Origin of the sequence: Caballeronia sp. LZ016, from assembly GCF_031450805.1 — a bacterium.
Taxonomy (GTDB): domain Bacteria; phylum Pseudomonadota; class Gammaproteobacteria; order Burkholderiales; family Burkholderiaceae; genus Caballeronia.
In genome coordinates this window covers 157,925-173,173 of record NZ_JARTVY010000001.1, presented here as the reverse complement: position 1 = coordinate 173,173, position 15,249 = coordinate 157,925, and the positions used below count along the sequence as shown (strand labels likewise).

15 protein-coding genes, 1 other RNA gene and 1 pseudogene are annotated in these 15,249 nt (G+C 64.1%); 10 read left to right on the top strand and 7 right to left on the bottom strand.

Going from position 1 to position 15,249, the window contains the following annotated elements; genetic code table 11:
• Position 1 precedes the first annotated feature (1 nt).
• From P9220_RS00830 to P9220_RS00810, 5 genes and pseudogenes are all read left to right on the top strand, one after another.
• Positions 2-742: a phosphoadenylyl-sulfate reductase gene (locus P9220_RS00830; protein WP_309763127.1), complete on the top strand. Its 741-nt coding sequence runs from the start codon at positions 2-4 to the stop codon at positions 740-742.
• 89 nt (positions 743-831) lie between these two features.
• Positions 832-1,794, top strand: a complete 963-nt coding sequence (cysD, locus tag P9220_RS00825; RefSeq protein WP_309763126.1) for a sulfate adenylyltransferase subunit CysD — start codon at positions 832-834, stop codon at positions 1,792-1,794.
• Positions 1,795-1,820: 26 nt separating this feature from the next.
• Positions 1,821-3,134 carry a sulfate adenylyltransferase subunit 1 gene (locus tag P9220_RS00820; RefSeq protein WP_404980389.1) on the top strand — a complete coding sequence of 438 codons (1,314 nt, stop codon included), beginning with the start codon at positions 1,821-1,823 and terminating at the stop codon, positions 3,132-3,134.
• 15 nt (positions 3,135-3,149) lie between these two features.
• Positions 3,150-3,905: a uroporphyrinogen-III C-methyltransferase gene (gene cobA, locus P9220_RS00815; RefSeq protein ID WP_309763125.1), complete on the top strand. Its 756-nt coding sequence runs from the start codon at positions 3,150-3,152 to the stop codon at positions 3,903-3,905.
• 102 nt (positions 3,906-4,007) lie between these two features.
• A pseudogene (locus P9220_RS00810) lies at positions 4,008-4,301 on the top strand (DUF2459 domain-containing protein); the annotation flags it as partial.
• Between the two features lie 409 nt (positions 4,302-4,710).
• Here P9220_RS00810 and P9220_RS00805 read toward each other — a convergent pair.
• The 3 genes from P9220_RS00805 to lptF are packed head-to-tail and all read right to left on the bottom strand — an operon-like array spanning position 4,711 to position 7,345.
• Positions 4,711-5,076 (bottom strand): CbiX/SirB N-terminal domain-containing protein, encoded by a 366-nt coding sequence (locus P9220_RS00805; protein ID WP_309763124.1) that lies wholly within the window; start codon positions 5,074-5,076, stop codon positions 4,711-4,713.
• Positions 5,077-5,095: 19 nt separating this feature from the next.
• Positions 5,096-6,244, bottom strand: coding sequence for an LPS export ABC transporter permease LptG (lptG, locus tag P9220_RS00800; RefSeq protein ID WP_309763123.1), 1,149 nt, complete (start codon positions 6,242-6,244; stop codon positions 5,096-5,098).
• A 3-nt stretch (positions 6,245-6,247) separates the two neighbouring features.
• Positions 6,248-7,345, bottom strand: a complete 1,098-nt coding sequence (gene lptF, locus P9220_RS00795; protein ID WP_309763122.1) for an LPS export ABC transporter permease LptF — start codon at positions 7,343-7,345, stop codon at positions 6,248-6,250.
• 164 nt (positions 7,346-7,509) lie between these two features.
• Here lptF and P9220_RS00790 point away from each other — a divergent pair, with 164 nt between their 5' ends.
• The 3 genes from P9220_RS00790 (at position 7,510) to P9220_RS00780 (ending at position 9,901) form a co-directional block, all read left to right on the top strand.
• Entirely contained in the window at positions 7,510-9,057 is a 1,548-nt protein-coding gene (locus tag P9220_RS00790) for a leucyl aminopeptidase (protein ID WP_309763121.1), read from the top strand.
• 8 nt (positions 9,058-9,065) lie between these two features.
• A complete protein-coding gene (locus P9220_RS00785) occupies positions 9,066-9,482 on the top strand; it encodes a DNA polymerase III subunit chi (RefSeq protein WP_309765330.1) in 417 nt (138 codons plus the stop codon).
• Between the two features lie 68 nt (positions 9,483-9,550).
• Positions 9,551-9,901 (top strand): DUF2486 family protein, encoded by a 351-nt coding sequence (locus P9220_RS00780; RefSeq protein ID WP_309763120.1) that lies wholly within the window; start codon positions 9,551-9,553, stop codon positions 9,899-9,901.
• 75 nt (positions 9,902-9,976) lie between these two features.
• Here P9220_RS00780 and ilvD read toward each other — a convergent pair whose 3' ends face one another.
• Positions 9,977-11,650, bottom strand: a complete 1,674-nt coding sequence (gene ilvD, locus P9220_RS00775; protein ID WP_309763119.1) for a dihydroxy-acid dehydratase — start codon at positions 11,648-11,650, stop codon at positions 9,977-9,979.
• A 108-nt stretch (positions 11,651-11,758) separates the two neighbouring features.
• On the opposite strand from ilvD, the gene P9220_RS00770 reads away from it, so the two are divergent.
• Both P9220_RS00770 and lgt read left to right on the top strand, forming a co-directional pair.
• Positions 11,759-12,715, top strand: coding sequence for a LysR family transcriptional regulator (locus P9220_RS00770; protein ID WP_309763118.1), 957 nt, complete (start codon positions 11,759-11,761; stop codon positions 12,713-12,715).
• Positions 12,716-12,752: 37 nt separating this feature from the next.
• On the top strand, positions 12,753-13,649 hold the full coding sequence (gene lgt, locus P9220_RS00765; protein ID WP_309763117.1) for a prolipoprotein diacylglyceryl transferase: 897 nt from the start codon (positions 12,753-12,755) through the stop codon (positions 13,647-13,649).
• A 12-nt stretch (positions 13,650-13,661) separates the two neighbouring features.
• Here lgt and P9220_RS00760 read toward each other — a convergent pair whose 3' ends face one another.
• The 3 genes from P9220_RS00760 to ssrS all read right to left on the bottom strand — a co-directional run bounded on the left by P9220_RS00760 (position 13,662) and on the right by ssrS (position 15,174).
• The gene (locus tag P9220_RS00760) at positions 13,662-14,387 is read right to left on the bottom strand and encodes an SIMPL domain-containing protein (RefSeq protein WP_309765329.1); all 726 of its coding nucleotides are present in this window, start codon (positions 14,385-14,387) and stop codon (positions 13,662-13,664) included.
• A gap of 67 nt (positions 14,388-14,454) precedes the next feature.
• Entirely contained in the window at positions 14,455-14,925 is a 471-nt protein-coding gene (locus P9220_RS00755) for an EVE domain-containing protein (RefSeq protein ID WP_309763116.1), read from the bottom strand.
• Positions 14,926-14,991: 66 nt separating this feature from the next.
• Positions 14,992-15,174, bottom strand: a non-coding RNA gene (gene ssrS, locus P9220_RS00750) — 6S RNA.
• Positions 15,175-15,249 lie beyond the last annotated feature (75 nt).

Below are 15,249 nucleotides of genomic sequence, written 5' to 3'. Positions count from 1 at the left end.
CATGACGCCAGAATTGCAAGCCAGGGTTGACCGTCTGGATGCGCTGCTCGATTCCATCGCAGCGCGCCACGAGCGCGTCAAGCTAGCCAGCAGCCTCGCCGCGGAAGACATGGTGCTCACGCACGCAATTCTTTCGCGCGGGGTCGGTATCGGCATCTTCTCGTTGAACACGGGCCGCCTGCACGCGGAAACGCTCGGCATGATCGACAGCGTGAATGCGCGCTACGGCTATGACATCGAGCAATTGCATCCGCAAGCCGATGCCGTCGATGCCTACGTGCGCGACCACGGCGCGAACGCGTTCTACGAGAGCATCGATTTGCGCAAGAGCTGCTGCCATATCCGCAAGGTCGAGCCGCTCAACCGTGCGCTCGCGGAGGTGTCCGCGTGGGTGACGGGCCAGCGCCGCGAGCAGTCGGTGACGCGCGCCGAACTGCACGAGGAAGAACACGACGCGCCGCGCGGCATCGCGAAGTTCAATCCGCTCGCGGACTGGACCGAAGCCGATGTCTGGGATTACCTGAAGGCGTTCGACGTGCCCGTGAATCCGCTGCATGCGCGCGGCTATCCGAGCATCGGCTGCGAGCCGTGCACGCGCGCCGTGCGTCCCGGCGAGGACAGCCGCGCGGGCCGCTGGTGGTGGGAATCGCGCGATACGAAGGAATGCGGCCTGCACATGACCAACATCAGCAGCATCAGCAGCATCAGGATCGTCGAAGAAGCTCCCAGCTCGGCGATCTGACGAAGACAACGAGGCGCGCAGACGCCGCAGCACAACCCTGTTACCGAACGCGGCGTCCCGAGGATGCCGCCATAAAAGGATCGACGAATATGAGCACGACGCTCGACCCCAACGTCACGACCCCGATCGTCAACCGGGCGACGCGGATGGACCATCTCGACTGGCTCGAAGCCGAGTCGATCCACATCCTGCGCGAACTCGTCGCGGAATGCAGCAAGCCCGCGCTGCTGTTTTCGGGCGGCAAGGATTCGGTCGTCGTGCTGCATCTCGCGCTGAAGGCGTTCGGTCTCGGCGCGGGCCGCAAGACCGTGCTGCCGTTCCCGCTGGTGCATATCGATACGGGCCACAACTTCGACGAAGTGATCGACTTCCGTGACCGCCGCGCGGCGGAGATCGGAGCGGAACTGGTCGTCGGCCATGTCGAGGATTCGATCAGGAAGGGCACCGTGCGCCTGCGTCGCGAAACGGATTCGCGCAACGCCGCACAAGCGGTGACGCTGCTCGAAACCATCGAGCAATATGGCTACACGGCGATGATCGGCGGCGCGCGCCGCGACGAAGAGAAGGCTCGCGCGAAAGAGCGCATCTTCTCGTTCCGCGACGAATTCGGCCAGTGGGACCCGAAGGCGCAGCGCCCGGAACTGTGGAGCATCTACAACGCGCGCCTGCACAACGGCGAGCATCTGCGTGTGTTCCCGATCTCCAACTGGACCGAACTCGACGTGTGGCAATACATCGCCCGCGAGAAGCTCGAACTGCCGTCGATCTACTACGCGCATGACCGCGAGATCGTCCGCCGCAACGGGCTGCTCGTGCCGGTGACGCCGCTCACGCCGGTGCGCGAAGGCGAAACTTCCGAGATCGCGCAGGTCCGCTTCCGCACCGTCGGCGACATCAGCTGCACGTGCCCGGTTTCGAGCGATGCCGACGATGTCGAGAAGATCATCGCGGAAACGGCCGTGACGGAAATCACCGAACGCGGCGCGACGCGCATGGACGATCAGGCTTCCGAAGCCGCGATGGAACAGCGCAAGAAGCAAGGCTATTTCTAAGCAACGCCCAAAGGAATCGACGAATCATGAGCATCTATCAAACCGAAGACCTGGGCGTGCTGCGCTTCATCACGGCGGGTTCCGTCGACGACGGCAAGAGCACGCTGATCGGCCGCCTGCTGTACGACAGCAAGGCCGTGCTGTCTGACCAGCTTTCCGCGATCTCGCGTGCGAAGAACAAGCGCACCGTCGGCGACGAAATCGATCTGTCGCTGCTGACCGACGGCCTCGAGGCCGAGCGCGAGCAGGGCATCACGATCGACGTGGCGTACCGCTATTTCGCGACTGCGAAGCGCAAGTTCATCATCGCGGATACGCCGGGGCACGAGCAGTACACGCGCAACATGGTGACGGGCGCATCGACGGCGCATGCCGCGATCATCCTCGTCGACGCGACGCGCGTCACCTTCGAAAACGGCGCGGCGCAATTGCTGCCGCAGACGAAGCGTCATAGCGCCATCGTCAAGCTGCTGGGCCTGCAACACGTGATCGTCGCGATCAACAAGATGGATCTCGTCGAGTACAGCGAGGCCCGCTTCAACGAGATTCGCGACGCCTATGTCGCGCTCGCGCGCCAGCTCGGACTCGACAACGTGCGCTTCGTGCCGGTGTCGGCCCTGAAGGGCGACAACATCGTGACCGCGAGCGAGCGCATGCCCTGGTACGCGGGCGAGCCGCTGCTCGATCTGCTCGAATTGCTGCCGGTTGCGCAGCCGAATGAACAGGCGCTGCGTTTCCCGGTGCAATGGGTCGCGCGTCAGGACGGCTCCCAGGCCGACGATTTCCGCGGCTACATGGGCCGCGTCGAAGCCGGCGAAGTGCGCGTCGGCGACGCGATCACCGTGCTGCCGGCCAATCGTCAGGCGACGGTGGCCGAGATCGTGGCGCCCGTGCCGGGCGGCGTGAGCCCGGTGGATCGCGCGTTCGCGGGTCAGACGGTGACGATTCGCCTGGCCGAAGACGTCGATGTATCGCGCGGCGATACCTTCGTGCCGGCGGCGGCGGCCGTCGATCCGGCGAAGAAGCTCGAAGCCGACCTCTGCTGGTTCGACGAAGAGCCGCTTTCGCCGCAGCGCAAGTATTTGCTGAAGCAGACGACGAATACCGTGTTCGCGCGCATCGGCGCCGTGAAGCAGGTGCTCGACGTGCATACGCTGTCGCACTCGGTCGATCGCACGACGCTCGCGATGAACGACATCGGCCGCGTGGCGCTGACGCTGCAGAAGCCGATCGTCGCGGACGCGTACGATACGCATCAGGGAACGGGCGCATTCGTGCTGATCGACGAGGCGACGCATCACACGGTCGCGGCGGGCATGATCCGCGCAATCGCGGCCTGAAGACGGGTGAATGCAATGGGTAAGGTCTATCTGATCGGAGCGGGGCCGGGCGCGGCGGATCTCATCACCGTGCGCGGCATGCGCCTGCTCGAATCGGCCGATGTCGTGCTGCACGACGCGCTGATCGAACCGGCGATGCTCGACTACGCGCCGCACGCGAAAAGGGTCGCGGTCGGCAAGCGTTGCGGGCAGCGCTCAACGGCCCAGCATTTCATCAACAAGCAGATCGTCGATGCGGCGCGCGAGCATGGCGTCGTCGTGCGGCTGAAGGGCGGCGATCCGATGCTGTTCGGCCGCGCCGACGAGGAAATGCGCGCGCTCGAGACGGCCGGCATCGACTATGAAGTGGTGCCGGGCATCACGGCGGCGCTGGCGAGTGCGGCGACGCTGCGGCGTTCGCTGACGCTGCGCGGCGTGTCGCGCAGCGTGGCGCTCGCGACGCATAGCCGCGCCGCCGACAGCGACGCCATCCGCGAGCAGGCGAAGGCCGATTCGCTCGTGTTCTACATGGGCCGCGACAGCGCGCCGGATATCGCGCAGCAGCTCATCGACGCGGGGCGGCCGGGTTCGACGCCGGTGGCGATCGTCGAGGCGTGCAGCACGCCGCGCGAACGCACGCTGACGCTGACGCTCGCGCAGATGGCGCTGGGCGAGGCGCAGGAATGGCTCGATCCGTCGCAGCCGAGCCTGCTGATGATCGGAGAGGCGTTTCGCCAAAGGGCGTCGGCGGTGAAGCCGGCGGTGCATCTCAAAGGGATGATGGCCGCCTGATGCCGGCTCCGTTTCAGGGATGATAAAGCGCACCGGCAGGTGCGTTTTTTTTGCCTTGCTTGTGTCTGCGCTACGCTGTGATCCGCGACGGTCCAGTTCACGCCCGCGCCGCGTGAGGCATCGGACGATGCGCTGCCCATCACGCTATCGCTCGCTGCCTACAAGCGGCTGGCGGGCCATGTGCTTCGGACGATCAGGCTCGATGCCAACGGACAGTCCGCGAGCGTGAAGGGGCATCACTACAACGATCACGATGCCTTCTATGAAGCGCTCGGTCACTATTCCGCCTATACCACCTGCAACGAGTGGACGCGCAATGCGCTCGATGCCGCAGGCGTGCGGGTGCCGGTGTGGGCGCCGTTCGAGCGGGCGTTGTTTTGGCAGTTGCGACCGTAGGAGCCGCTCCGAAAGGGTCGCTCCACTGAATCCGTGGCATTGCCAGCGACTAGACCGCGGGCCTCGCGCGGCGGTGCCGCAAGCCACCGACATAAGCGCCTGTATGTGCTATCGATGCCATCCAGCGAGCGTTCGGTGGCGTGGCGTAACCGTTCACCCTGGCTTCGACGAGCTGAAGTTCCGCGCGCAGACGCGTCACCTCACTTCGGAGCCGGATAACTTCTTCGGGATAAGCCGGAGTCGAAGGCTCGCTGGTGGCGGTTCCGAACTTCGCATCGAGAGAATCGAGATGCCGGCGGAGGACTGCGTGTCGCTGGGCATGGGGATATTGCAGTGGTGACGGAACTGGATTCCATCGTAGCTCCCGCTGCACGCCGCAAACACTCAGCCAAACGGCCAGCCGTCGCCCCTAAACCTGCCGCAAACAATACCCCGCAACCGCCTCGAGCACCGCATCGTCCTCGCCGACGGCCGTGGCGCAGCGGATGACGACGCCCGGATTCGCCGCACGGCACGTGTCGATGACCTGCGGCAAGTCGCGCCTCACATGTCCGCCCTGTCCGAAGAAAACCGGCACGACGGTGATCGCATCGCATCCTTCGGCGGCTTGCGCGGCGACCGCAGCGGGCAGGTCGGGCTTCATCAGTTCGAGAAAGGCGAGCGAGACCGGATCGCTGCGCAGCGAACGCAGCTTCACAGCCAGACGTTCGAACGGCTCGGCCCAGCGCGGATCGCGTGCGCCGTGGCCGAACAGGATGATGCCGTGCTTGCCCATCACGCTCTCCCGAAACGATTCAGTGCCGTTCGACCCACTTCAGGCCCAGCAAGCCGATCGCCAGATAGGCGAGGGCGGGCGCCGCCGCCGTGATCGGCGCGGGCCACGTATTGAGCGTGCCGATGTGCGAAAACAGCGTGTTGAACAACTGAAAGCTCATGCCGATCATGATGCCGCCGAACACCTTCACGCCCACCACGCCCGCGCGCGTATGCAGGTAAGCGAACGGCAGCGACAGCACCAGCATGACCAGCACGGCGAACGGATAAAGAATCTTGCGCCAGAACGCGATCTGATACCGCTGCGTGTCCTGATGATTCTCCGTCAGATGCTGGATATAGCGGAAGAGGTTGAACATCGACATCCGGTCCGGCGACACCAGCAGCACCGACAGAATCTGCGGCGTCAGCTCGGAGCGCAGCGAGTATTCCGGCAGCGCCGTTTCCTTCGCGCGATACACCGGATTGAGCGTATCGCCGGGATTGACGGCTTGCGGCTGCGCGTCGATCAACTGCGTTTCCGTCACCCCGGTCAGCTTCCAGTGGCCGGGCGGCTGAAACACGCCGCTCTGCGCGATGCGCACGTTCGACAGACGGAATTTCGAATCGAACTCATAGATGCGCACGTTCGCGATCGTCGTGTCGGGATTGAGCGTCCCCACGTTGACGAAGCGCGTGACCTGCTCGCCGTTCTCCTTCGCGTTGAGCGTGTCCTTCACCCACACGCCCGACTGGAAGTTCGACGACACCGACGAGCCCAGCGCCTCGAGCCGCACGCGCTCGGACAACTGGTCCGAATACGGGCCGATGACTTCGCCGATCAGATAGGTCACCAGCACGAGCGGCACGCCGATCTTCAACAGCGAGCGCAACGCAGTGCCGGTGGACAGCCCCGACACGCGGAAGATGGTGAACTCCGATGCCGCCGCCATCTGCGCGAACACGTAGATGGCGGAAATCAGCGCCGCGACGGGGATGATTTCGTAGAAGCGCGACGGCGTCTGCAACGCGACACGCAGCACCGCGAGCGTGAACTTGTAGTTGCCGTGCCCGACCGTGTTCAGTTCGTTGATCAGGTCGAAAAAGAAGAACAGGCCCGAGAACGCGAACAGGATAAAGATGAACGCGAGATAGATCTGGCGCGCGAAGTATCGTTCGTAGATGCGCATTGCTTACGCCCCCTTCGAGCGCGTGAACATCGCGCGCGTGAAGAGCGGCCGGTTGCGCACCCGCAGCCAGAAGATGAAAGCCACGACCGCGCTCACCAGAATATGCAGCCCCGCGATCCCCACGCCGAACGAGAGCTTCCCTTGCTCGATCCACGACTGCACCACGTTGAGCAGGTTCGAGTAAGTAAGATAGATCAACACGGCCATCACGAGATTGATGGTCCGGCTGCGGCGCGGATTCTGATAGGACAGCGGGATGGCGAGCAGCATCAGATTGATGGCGATGAGCGGCAAGCCCAGCCGCCACGCGAATTCGGCGAGGTTCTGCCGGGTTGGATCGGCGAGCAGATCGGGCGTGGAGATGCCCGTCGTCGACGGCGTATTGACCACCTGATGGTTCATGATCTTTACGCCGTAGCGCGCGAATTCCATGATCCGGAAGTTGGGCTGGCCGGGTTCGCCATCGTAACGGCGGCCGTTTTCCAGCACGATGAAGCGGTCGCCGTCCGCGCGTGTTTCGGTGTGGCCGTTCTTCGAGACGATCACGTTGACCTTGCCGCCTTCGGTGCTCGTGACGAACACGTTCTCGACATGCCCCTGATCCGGCGACATCTTCTCGATGAAGAACACGCGATGGCTCGACGGCGATTCGCGGAACTGCCCCGGCGCGAGCAACGACACTTCATCGCGCTGCTGAAAGCGCGCCTTGATGAGCTTGCTCTGCTGGTTCGACCAGGGCCAGCCGACGAACGCGAAGAAAACGATGAGGATGATGATCGGCGCGGAGAACGTGGCGATCGGCTTGATGAGCTGCGTCTGGCTTACGCCCGAGGCGAGCCACACGACCATCTCCGAATCGCGATACCAGCGCGTGAGCACGAAGAGGATGGACACGAAGAGCGTCACGATCAGCATGACGGCGAGATAGCCGATGACCGTGAGCCCGATCAGCACGACGACATCGCGCGGGTCGACCTGGCCCGATGCCGCGAAGCCGACGATGCGGATCATCATCGTCGTGAGCATGATCGTGAGCAGCACCATGAACACGGCGCCGGCCGTGTACGCGAGTTCGCGCTGCAGGGAGCGTTCGAAGATCATTGAATTTTGCTTGAGGCCGGCGGCAGCAGCGTGGCTATTCGTTCTACAGACGCGAGGTTCGACGCTTCGTTCCCTTGCGCCGTGAGCCTGTGACCGCCGCGGTGAAAATAGCGGATAATTGCGGCTTTCATCCTTCAGCCCAGATTTTACCGAGGATAAGCGCGATGGACTTTAGCATAAAAGCCTGTGATTGGAGCAAAGGCGAGGCAAATGGTTTCCTGACGGGGAAAGCCGATGTCGTCGTGCTCGGCGTGTTCGAAGCACAGACACTCACAGGCGCGGCCCGCGTCATGGATATCGCGACGAAAGGGCTGATTTCGCGCGTCGTCAAGGCGGGCGACATGAGCGGCCGCGCGGGCACCACGCTGATGGTGCCGGAAGTGACGGGCATCGGAGCCGCGCGTGTGCTGCTCGTCGGCCTCGGCAAGCAGGACGCCTTCAATCAGAAAGCCTATGGCGAAGCCGTGCGCGCGGCATGGCGCGTGATCCTCGGCACGAAGATCGCGCAAGTGACCTTCACGCTCGCGCAATTGCCGATTCTCGAGCGCACCGGCGACTGGGCCGTGCGTGCCGCCGTCCTCGCGCTGCGCGAGCTCACCTACAAGTTCTCGCAGATGAAGAGCAAGCCGGAAAACGGCGAGCGCTCGCTCAGAAAAATCGTCTTCAGCATCGATACCGCCGACGAGAAAGTCGCGCGCGTCGCGGTCAGGCAAGGCGTCGCCATCGCCAACGGCATGGACCTCACGCGCGATCTCGGCAATCTGCCGCCGAACGTCTGCACGCCGACTTATCTCGGGCAGACCGCGAAGCAGCTCGGCCGCGACTGGAAGCTCAAGGTCGAAGTGCTCGGCCAGAAGCAGATCGAGGCGCTGAACATGGGGTCGTTCCTGTCGGTCGCGAAGGGATCGGCAGAGCCGCCGCAGTTCATCGTCATGCATTATCAGGGCGCGGGCGAGCCGGCGAAGGCGCGCGGCAAGAATGCGGCGGTTGCAGCGAATGCGCCGATCGTGCTGGTCGGCAAGGGCATCACGTTCGATTCCGGCGGCATCTCCATCAAGCCCGGTGAGGCGATGGACGAGATGAAGTACGACATGTGCGGCGCGGGCTCGGTCTTCGGCACGTTGCGCGCCGTCGCGGAAATGGGCCTGAAGCTGAACGTGATCGGCGTGGTGCCGACCTGCGAGAACATGCCCGCGGGCAACGCGGTCAAGCCGGGCGACATCATCACGGCGATGAACGGCACGACCATCGAAGTGCTGAACACCGACGCCGAAGGCCGCCTCATTCTCTGCGACGCGCTCACGTACGCGGAACGTTTCAAGCCGGCCGCCGTGGTCGATATCGCGACGTTGACGGGCGCGTGCATCATCGCGCTCGGCCATCACAACACGGGTCTTTTCTCGAAGGACGATGCGCTCGCCGGCGAACTGCTCGATGCATCACGCGAGGCGGTCGATCCGGCGTGGCGTCTGCCGCTCGACGACGAATATCAGGAACAGCTCAAGTCGAATTTCGCGGATGTCGCGAACATTGGCGGAAGGCCGGCGGGCAGCGTGACGGCGGCGTGCTTCCTGTCGCGCTTCGCGCAGAACTATCCGTGGGCGCACCTCGATATCGCCGGGACCGCGTGGAAGAGCGGCGCGGCGAAGGGCGCGACGGGCCGGCCGGTGCCGCTCTTGTCGCAATTCCTGATCGATCGCGCGGGGCAGTGAGCGAGACCGTGACGCGCATCGACTTCCATACGAATGTCGGCGATCCGCTCGCCTATGCCTGCCGCCTCGCGCGCAAGGCGTATGCGAGCGGGCGGGCGCTCGTCGTGCTCGCGGAACCGCAGCGTCTCGCCGCGTTCGACGAGCAGTTGTGGACCTTCGCGCCGCTCGAGTTCGTGCCCCATTGCATGGCTAAAAGCGCGCTCGCGCAGGAAACGCCGGTGGTGCTGGCATCGGATCTGAACGACGTGCCGCATCATCAGGTGCTGGTCAATCTCGGCGCACCGGTGCCCGCGCAGTTCGCGCGCTTCGAGCGGCTCATCGAGATCGTCGGCAATGAAAGCGACGAACTCGCAGCCGGGCGCGAGCGGTTTCGCTTCTATCGTGATCGCGGCTACGCCATCGAAACGCATAAGCAAGGCGGCTGAGCGAACAGAGCGGGGCGGCGCGCGCGCGTTAGCATCGGCGCACGGACCGCTCTGACACATTCAAGACCATGACCGATACCACGAACACGTCCGATTCCTTCGATCCGTCGATTCCCGTTCTCACCGATGTCGTCGTGCCCGGCAAGCCGGAATTCGCGCGTGCGGCATCGGCTGACGAAGCGACCGTGGCTTACGACGCCGAACTCGTCGCGCAACGCTTGCAGGGGCGCGTCGCGCAGTTCCTGAACGGCGAGGCCCGCGCGCTGATCGAAGCGCGTTGTCAGGACGTGCTGCGCGCGCATTCGGCGAAGCTCGTGCAGGACATCACGCGCGAAGTGGCGGTCGCGCTGGAAGCGCACATGCGCGAGTGGGTCAGCGTCGCGGTGGAGGAGGAGTTGCGGCGGCAGCGGGAAGTTTGAACATCATCGATTGAGAAGACAAAGGGGCGCATTGAGCGCCCCTTTGTCATTGCCTTGGAGAAACTGCGCGGCGCGTTACCCCGTCACCGCCCCCCGATTCGCCGGCAGCGCCAGCGACGCAAACTTCGCCAGCACGCCACGCGTATAACGCGGCGCCGGCTTCTTCCACGCCGCACGCCGACGCGCGATTTCCGCGTCATCCACGTTCAGCTGCAGCAGCAGCTTGTGTGCATCGATGGTGATCGAATCGCCTTCCTGCACGAGGCCGATCGTCCCGCCCGCGTATGCTTCCGGCGCGACGTGGCCGACCACCATGCCCCACGTGCCGCCCGAAAAACGTCCATCGGTGATGAGACCGACCGATTCCCCCAGCCCCTTGCCGATGATCGCCGATGTCGGCGCGAGCATCTCCGGCATGCCGGGGCCGCCTTGCGGTCCGAGATAGCGCAACACGACGACATCGCCGGCCTTGATCTTGTCCGCGAGAATGGCGTCCATCGCGGTCTGCTCGTCGTCGAACACGCGCGCCGGGCCGGTGATCACCGGATTCTTCAACCCGGTGATCTTCGCGACCGCACCGTCTTCCGCAAGATTGCCACGCAGTATCGCAAGATGGCCCTGCTTGTAGAGCGCCTGCTCGATCGGGAAGATGACCTTCTGATCCGCGCGCGGCTTGGCCGGCACGTCCTTCAGTTCTTCGGCGATGGTGCGGCCCGTGATCGTCATGCAATCGCCGTGCAGGAGACCCGCGTCGAGCAGAATCCGCAGCACTTGGGGAATGCCGCCCGCCTTGTGCAGATCGGTCGCGACGTACTGGCCCGACGGCTTCAGATCGCAGATGACCGGCACTTTCTTGCGCATGCGCTCGAAGTCGTCGATAGTCCACTCGACTTCCGCCGCATGCGCGATCGCGAGATAGTGCAGCACCGCGTTGGTCGAGCCGCCCGTCGCCATGATGAGCGCGACCGCGTTCTCGATCGACTCCTTCGTGATGATGTCGCGCGGCTTCAGGTCCTTCTTGACCGCTTCCACCAGCACGCGCGCCGATTCGGCCGCCGAGTCGACCTTCTCCTCGTCCGGGTTCGCCATCGTCGACGAATACATCAGCGACATGCCGAGCGCCTCGAACGACGAACTCATCGTGTTGGCCGTGTACATGCCGCCGCACGATCCGGTCGACGGACACGCGTTCTTCTCGACGCCCTTGAAATCCTCTTCCGACATGCGGCCCGCCGTGAACTCGCCGACCGCCTCGAACGACGACACGATGGTCAGATCCTGGCCCTTCCAGTTGCCCGGACGAATGGTGCCGCCGTAGACGTAGATGCCCGGCACGTTCATGCGCGCGAGGCCGATCATCCCGCCCGGCATGTTCTTGTCGCAGCCGCCGATCACGACGACGCCGTCCATCCACTGGCCCTGCACGGCCGTCTCGATACAGTCGGCAATCACCTCGCGCGACACGAGCGAATACTTCATGCCTTCGGTGCCCATCGACATGCCGTCGGAGATCGTCGGCGTGCCGAAAATCTGCGGGTTCGCGTCCGACTGTCTGATCGCGGCGATCGCGGCGTCCGCGAGGCGCTGCAGGCCCGCGTTGCACGGCGTGATGGTCGAATGCCCGTTGGCGATGCCGATCATCGGCTTGTCGAAGTCTTCCTCCTTGTAACCGAGGGCGTAGTACATCGAACGGTTGGGCGAGCGCGCAACGCCCTGGGTGATGTTTTTCGAGCGGCGATTGAAGGCCATGATGGGGGCTCCGTAAGAATGTTCTTGGTCTAGTGGCCCAAGAATGAAGCGTCGGCTTGTGCCTGTCCAATATATTATTCAGGGCGTATTAGGTCGCGGAACATATCAATGGAAGAGCGAAACCCGCCCATCGAGCTGCGTTTGTTGCGCTACTTCGTGACGGTGGCCGAAGAAATGCACTTCGGCCGTGCCGCCGCGCGGCTCGCGATGACTCAGCCGCCGCTCTCGCAAGCCATCCGCGCGCTGGAAGACGCGCTCGGCGTGGCGCTGTTCGCGCGAACGAAGCGCACGGTCGAGCTGACGCCGGTCGGCAAGGACTTGCTGCCCGAAGTGCGCCGGCTGCTCGCCTCCGCCGATGCGCTGCGTCCGCTCGCGCAATCGCTCGCGCGCGGCGAGGCGGGCGTGCTGTCGCTCGCGTTCGTGTCGACGGCGGATTACGGCCTGCTGCCCGCGCTGCTGCGCGATTTCGGCGCACGCTATGCCGGCGTGCGGCTGCAGCTGACCGAAGCGACGAGCGACGTGCAGATCGAAGAACTCGTCGCCGGCCGCATCGATGCGGGCCTTGTCATCCCGCCGCTGCCGCCGCGCCACGCGATGTCGCTCTCCTATCTGCCGATCGCGCGTGAACCGCTCGTCGTCGCGATGTCGGCGGAAGCGGCGGAGCAGTTGCAGCAGGGCGCGGCGGAATGGGCCGATACGCCCGTCGATCTGCGCGAGCTGGCCGCCGCGCCGCTCGTCGTGTTTCCGAGGCGTCTCGCGCCGGGCTTGTATGACATCATCATGGGTTGCTACGGCGCAGCGGGGCTGACGCCGCGCATCGGCCAAGAGGCGATTCAGATGCAGACCATCGTGAGCCTGGTGTCGGCGGGCATGGGCGTCGCGCTCGTGCCGCAATCGCTGCGGCATCTGCGGCGCACGGGCGTGGTGTATCGTCCGTTGCGGCCGGTGGCCGATGCGCCCGTCGTCGAAACGGGACTCGTGTGGCGCGCGGCGGAGGTGAGCCCGGTGCTCGCCGGGTTCATCGAGATCGTGCGCGCGCGGGCCGCAGCCGTCTCTGCTTTATGATTCGTGCCTGACTTCTCGCTTTGCTTCACTTCTTACGATGCTCATACATCCCAATTTCGATCCCGTCGCGATTCATCTCGGACCGCTCGCCGTGCGCTGGTACGGCCTCATGTATCTGGTCGCATTCATATCGGCCATCGTCATCGGCAGGCTGCGGCTGCGGCTGCCGTTCGTCGCGAATCAGGGCTGGACCGCGAAGGACATCGACGACATGCTGTTCTACGGCGTGCTCGGCACCATTCTCGGCGGACGCCTCGGTTACGTGGTGTTTTACAAGGCGAGCTACTATCTCGCGCATCCGCTCGATGTCTTCAAGGTTTGGGAAGGCGGGATGTCGTTCCACGGCGGCTTTCTCGGCGTCACGCTCGCGATGGTGCTCTTCGCGCATCAGCGCAAGCGCACGTGGCTGCAGGTGACGGATTTCGTCGCGCCGATGGTCCCGCTCGGTCTCGCGGCGGGGCGCCTCGGCAACTTCATCAACGGTGAACTGTGGGGCCGCGTGACCGACCCGACCGCGCCGTGGGCCATGCTCTTCCAGCACTCATCGAATGACGACGCCGTCTGGCTCGCCAAAAATCCGCAACTGGATGCGCAATGGCATCTGACCGAAATCTTTCAGCGGTATCAGATGCTGCCGCGCCATCCGTCTCAGTTGTATGAAATCGCGCTGGAAGGCATCGTGCTGTTCATTCTGATCTGGACGTTCTCGCGCAAGCCGCGTCCGATGGGCGCCGTATCCGCGCTCTTTCTGATCGGCTATGGACTCGCGCGCTTCACGGTGGAATTCGCGCGCGAACCGGACGATTATCTCGGCCTGCTCGCGCTCAATCTTTCGATGGGCCAGTGGCTTTCTCTGCCGATGGTCATCGCGGGCATCGTCATGATGGTGTGGGCGTACAAGCGGCATCGGCGCGTGCCGGCCAACGCCGCCTGAGCACGGGCTCGTTCAACGCCCCATCTGCACGGAGCCGGATACGTCGACGGTCACCATCGTCGTGCCGGCTTCCAGCGCCATCGGCGCGGCCATCTTCGCATCGGCGTTCATGCCGCGCGCCTGCATCATCATCACCGGACGCGGCGCAACGCCGCTTTGACCGACGTTCACTTCCCGAATCGTGAAGCTGCTGTAGCCGAATGCCTGCGATGCAGCCTGCGCCTGCTTGCGGAACGATTCGATGGCCTGCGTCGAGAGCTTCTGCGCGGCGGCGCGCTGCGCTTCCGGCGACAGCGAGAACGTGACGTTGCCGACCTGCATCGACGAACTCATCTTGCCCGCGAGCTTCGACGCCGCCGCGAAGTCATGCGATTCGAGCACGACTTCGGTACGCCCCCGCCACGCGGATATCTTGCCGTCGCGGTCCGTCGACGGATACACGCTGAACGCACCGCTTTTCGCCGTGACGCCATCGACGCCCTTCGCCTCGCGCAACGCGGCCTCGGCACGCTGATTCAGCGTCGTGGTGAGCGATGAAGGGTCGGCGGCTTCCTGCTCGTAGAAGAGCGTGATGGTGACGACATCCTGCGGCACTTGCGCACTGGCCTGAGCCGACAGCGAGAGCACGCCCGAAGGCTGCGGATTGGTAATGACCGTCTGCGCAGCGGCAGTGGCCGAAAAGGTGAGCGCGGCGCTCGACATCGCAAGAGCGAGTGCGGCGGCGGTTTTCTTGTTCATCATCGAAGGACTCCGGCCTGTAACGTCGCGCGTTTCGCGACGCCCTTTAGGCGGTCCGGCCGCGTCCTTAGTTCCGATTCCCGGCGAGCCGTTCGGTAATAAAACGCCACTGCGCATCCGTGACAGGCGTGATCGACAGCCGGTTGCCGCGCGCGAGCACCTGCATGTCGGCGAGCGCCTCGTGTGCGCGCAAATCTGCAAGCGAAATGAGCGGGATCTTCCTGACGAAGCTCACGTCGACGAGCAGCCAGCGCGGCGTGTCCGGCGTGGACTTCGGATCGAAGTAGGGGCTTGTCGAATCGAACTGCGTGGGATCGGGATAGGCCGTCGACGCCACCTTCGCGATGCCCGCGATACCCGGCTCCGGACAGCTCGAATGATAGAAGAGCACGCCGTCGCCGACTGTCATCTGGTCGCGCATGAAGTTGCGCGCCTGATAGTTGCGCACGCCCGTCCACGGCAAGGTTTTCTTCGGCGCGTGCGCGAGATGATCGATGCTCGCTTCGTCCGGTTCGGACTTCATCAGCCAGTAGCGCATGAGGGAGCAGCAAGAGTCGACGATGCAAATGAAAACGGCATCGGTGAAAACCGATGCCGTCTGGGTAAGGTCCCCGCCTCAGCCGCTAGGCCGGCATCCTGAACCTGGGTTCAAGATTGGTCGCGGTAAGCAACACTTCGGGTACATCAGACTAAGTGACGCGCGCGCCCGTGTTACAAGGTTCCGCAACCGTGCCAATGTGACATTGGTTCAAGGAATATATGACCTTGGCGCACCAGGCAGGGAAACATCACTCTACACCAATCATTTGCCTTATGCAGCCCCCGGCCATCGATCGCGCGGTATCTTTTTTTCATTGACACC

What these genes read in the sequence shown, in the direction of transcription:
- P9220_RS00830 (WP_309763127.1), top strand. Translation starts at nt 2, where the DNA reads ATGACGCCAGAATTGCAAGCCAGGGTTGACCGTCTGGATGCGCTGCTC.
- cysD (WP_309763126.1), top strand. Translation starts at nt 832, where the DNA reads ATGAGCACGACGCTCGACCCCAACGTCACGACCCCGATCGTCAACCGG.
- P9220_RS00820 (WP_404980389.1), top strand. Translation starts at nt 1,821, where the DNA reads ATGAGCATCTATCAAACCGAAGACCTGGGCGTGCTGCGCTTCATCACG.
- cobA (WP_309763125.1), top strand. Translation starts at nt 3,150, where the DNA reads ATGGGTAAGGTCTATCTGATCGGAGCGGGGCCGGGCGCGGCGGATCTC.
- P9220_RS00805 (WP_309763124.1), bottom strand. Translation starts at nt 5,076, where the DNA reads ATGGGCAAGCACGGCATCATCCTGTTCGGCCACGGCGCACGCGATCCG.
- lptG (WP_309763123.1), bottom strand. Translation starts at nt 6,244, where the DNA reads ATGCGCATCTACGAACGATACTTCGCGCGCCAGATCTATCTCGCGTTC.
- lptF (WP_309763122.1), bottom strand. Translation starts at nt 7,345, where the DNA reads ATGATCTTCGAACGCTCCCTGCAGCGCGAACTCGCGTACACGGCCGGC.
- P9220_RS00790 (WP_309763121.1), top strand. Translation starts at nt 7,510, where the DNA reads ATGGACTTTAGCATAAAAGCCTGTGATTGGAGCAAAGGCGAGGCAAAT.
- P9220_RS00780 (WP_309763120.1), top strand. Translation starts at nt 9,551, where the DNA reads ATGACCGATACCACGAACACGTCCGATTCCTTCGATCCGTCGATTCCC.
- ilvD (WP_309763119.1), bottom strand. Translation starts at nt 11,650, where the DNA reads ATGGCCTTCAATCGCCGCTCGAAAAACATCACCCAGGGCGTTGCGCGC.
- P9220_RS00770 (WP_309763118.1), top strand. Translation starts at nt 11,759, where the DNA reads ATGGAAGAGCGAAACCCGCCCATCGAGCTGCGTTTGTTGCGCTACTTC.
- lgt (WP_309763117.1), top strand. Translation starts at nt 12,753, where the DNA reads ATGCTCATACATCCCAATTTCGATCCCGTCGCGATTCATCTCGGACCG.
- P9220_RS00760 (WP_309765329.1), bottom strand. Translation starts at nt 14,387, where the DNA reads ATGAACAAGAAAACCGCCGCCGCACTCGCTCTTGCGATGTCGAGCGCC.
- P9220_RS00755 (WP_309763116.1), bottom strand. Translation starts at nt 14,925, where the DNA reads ATGCGCTACTGGCTGATGAAGTCCGAACCGGACGAAGCGAGCATCGAT.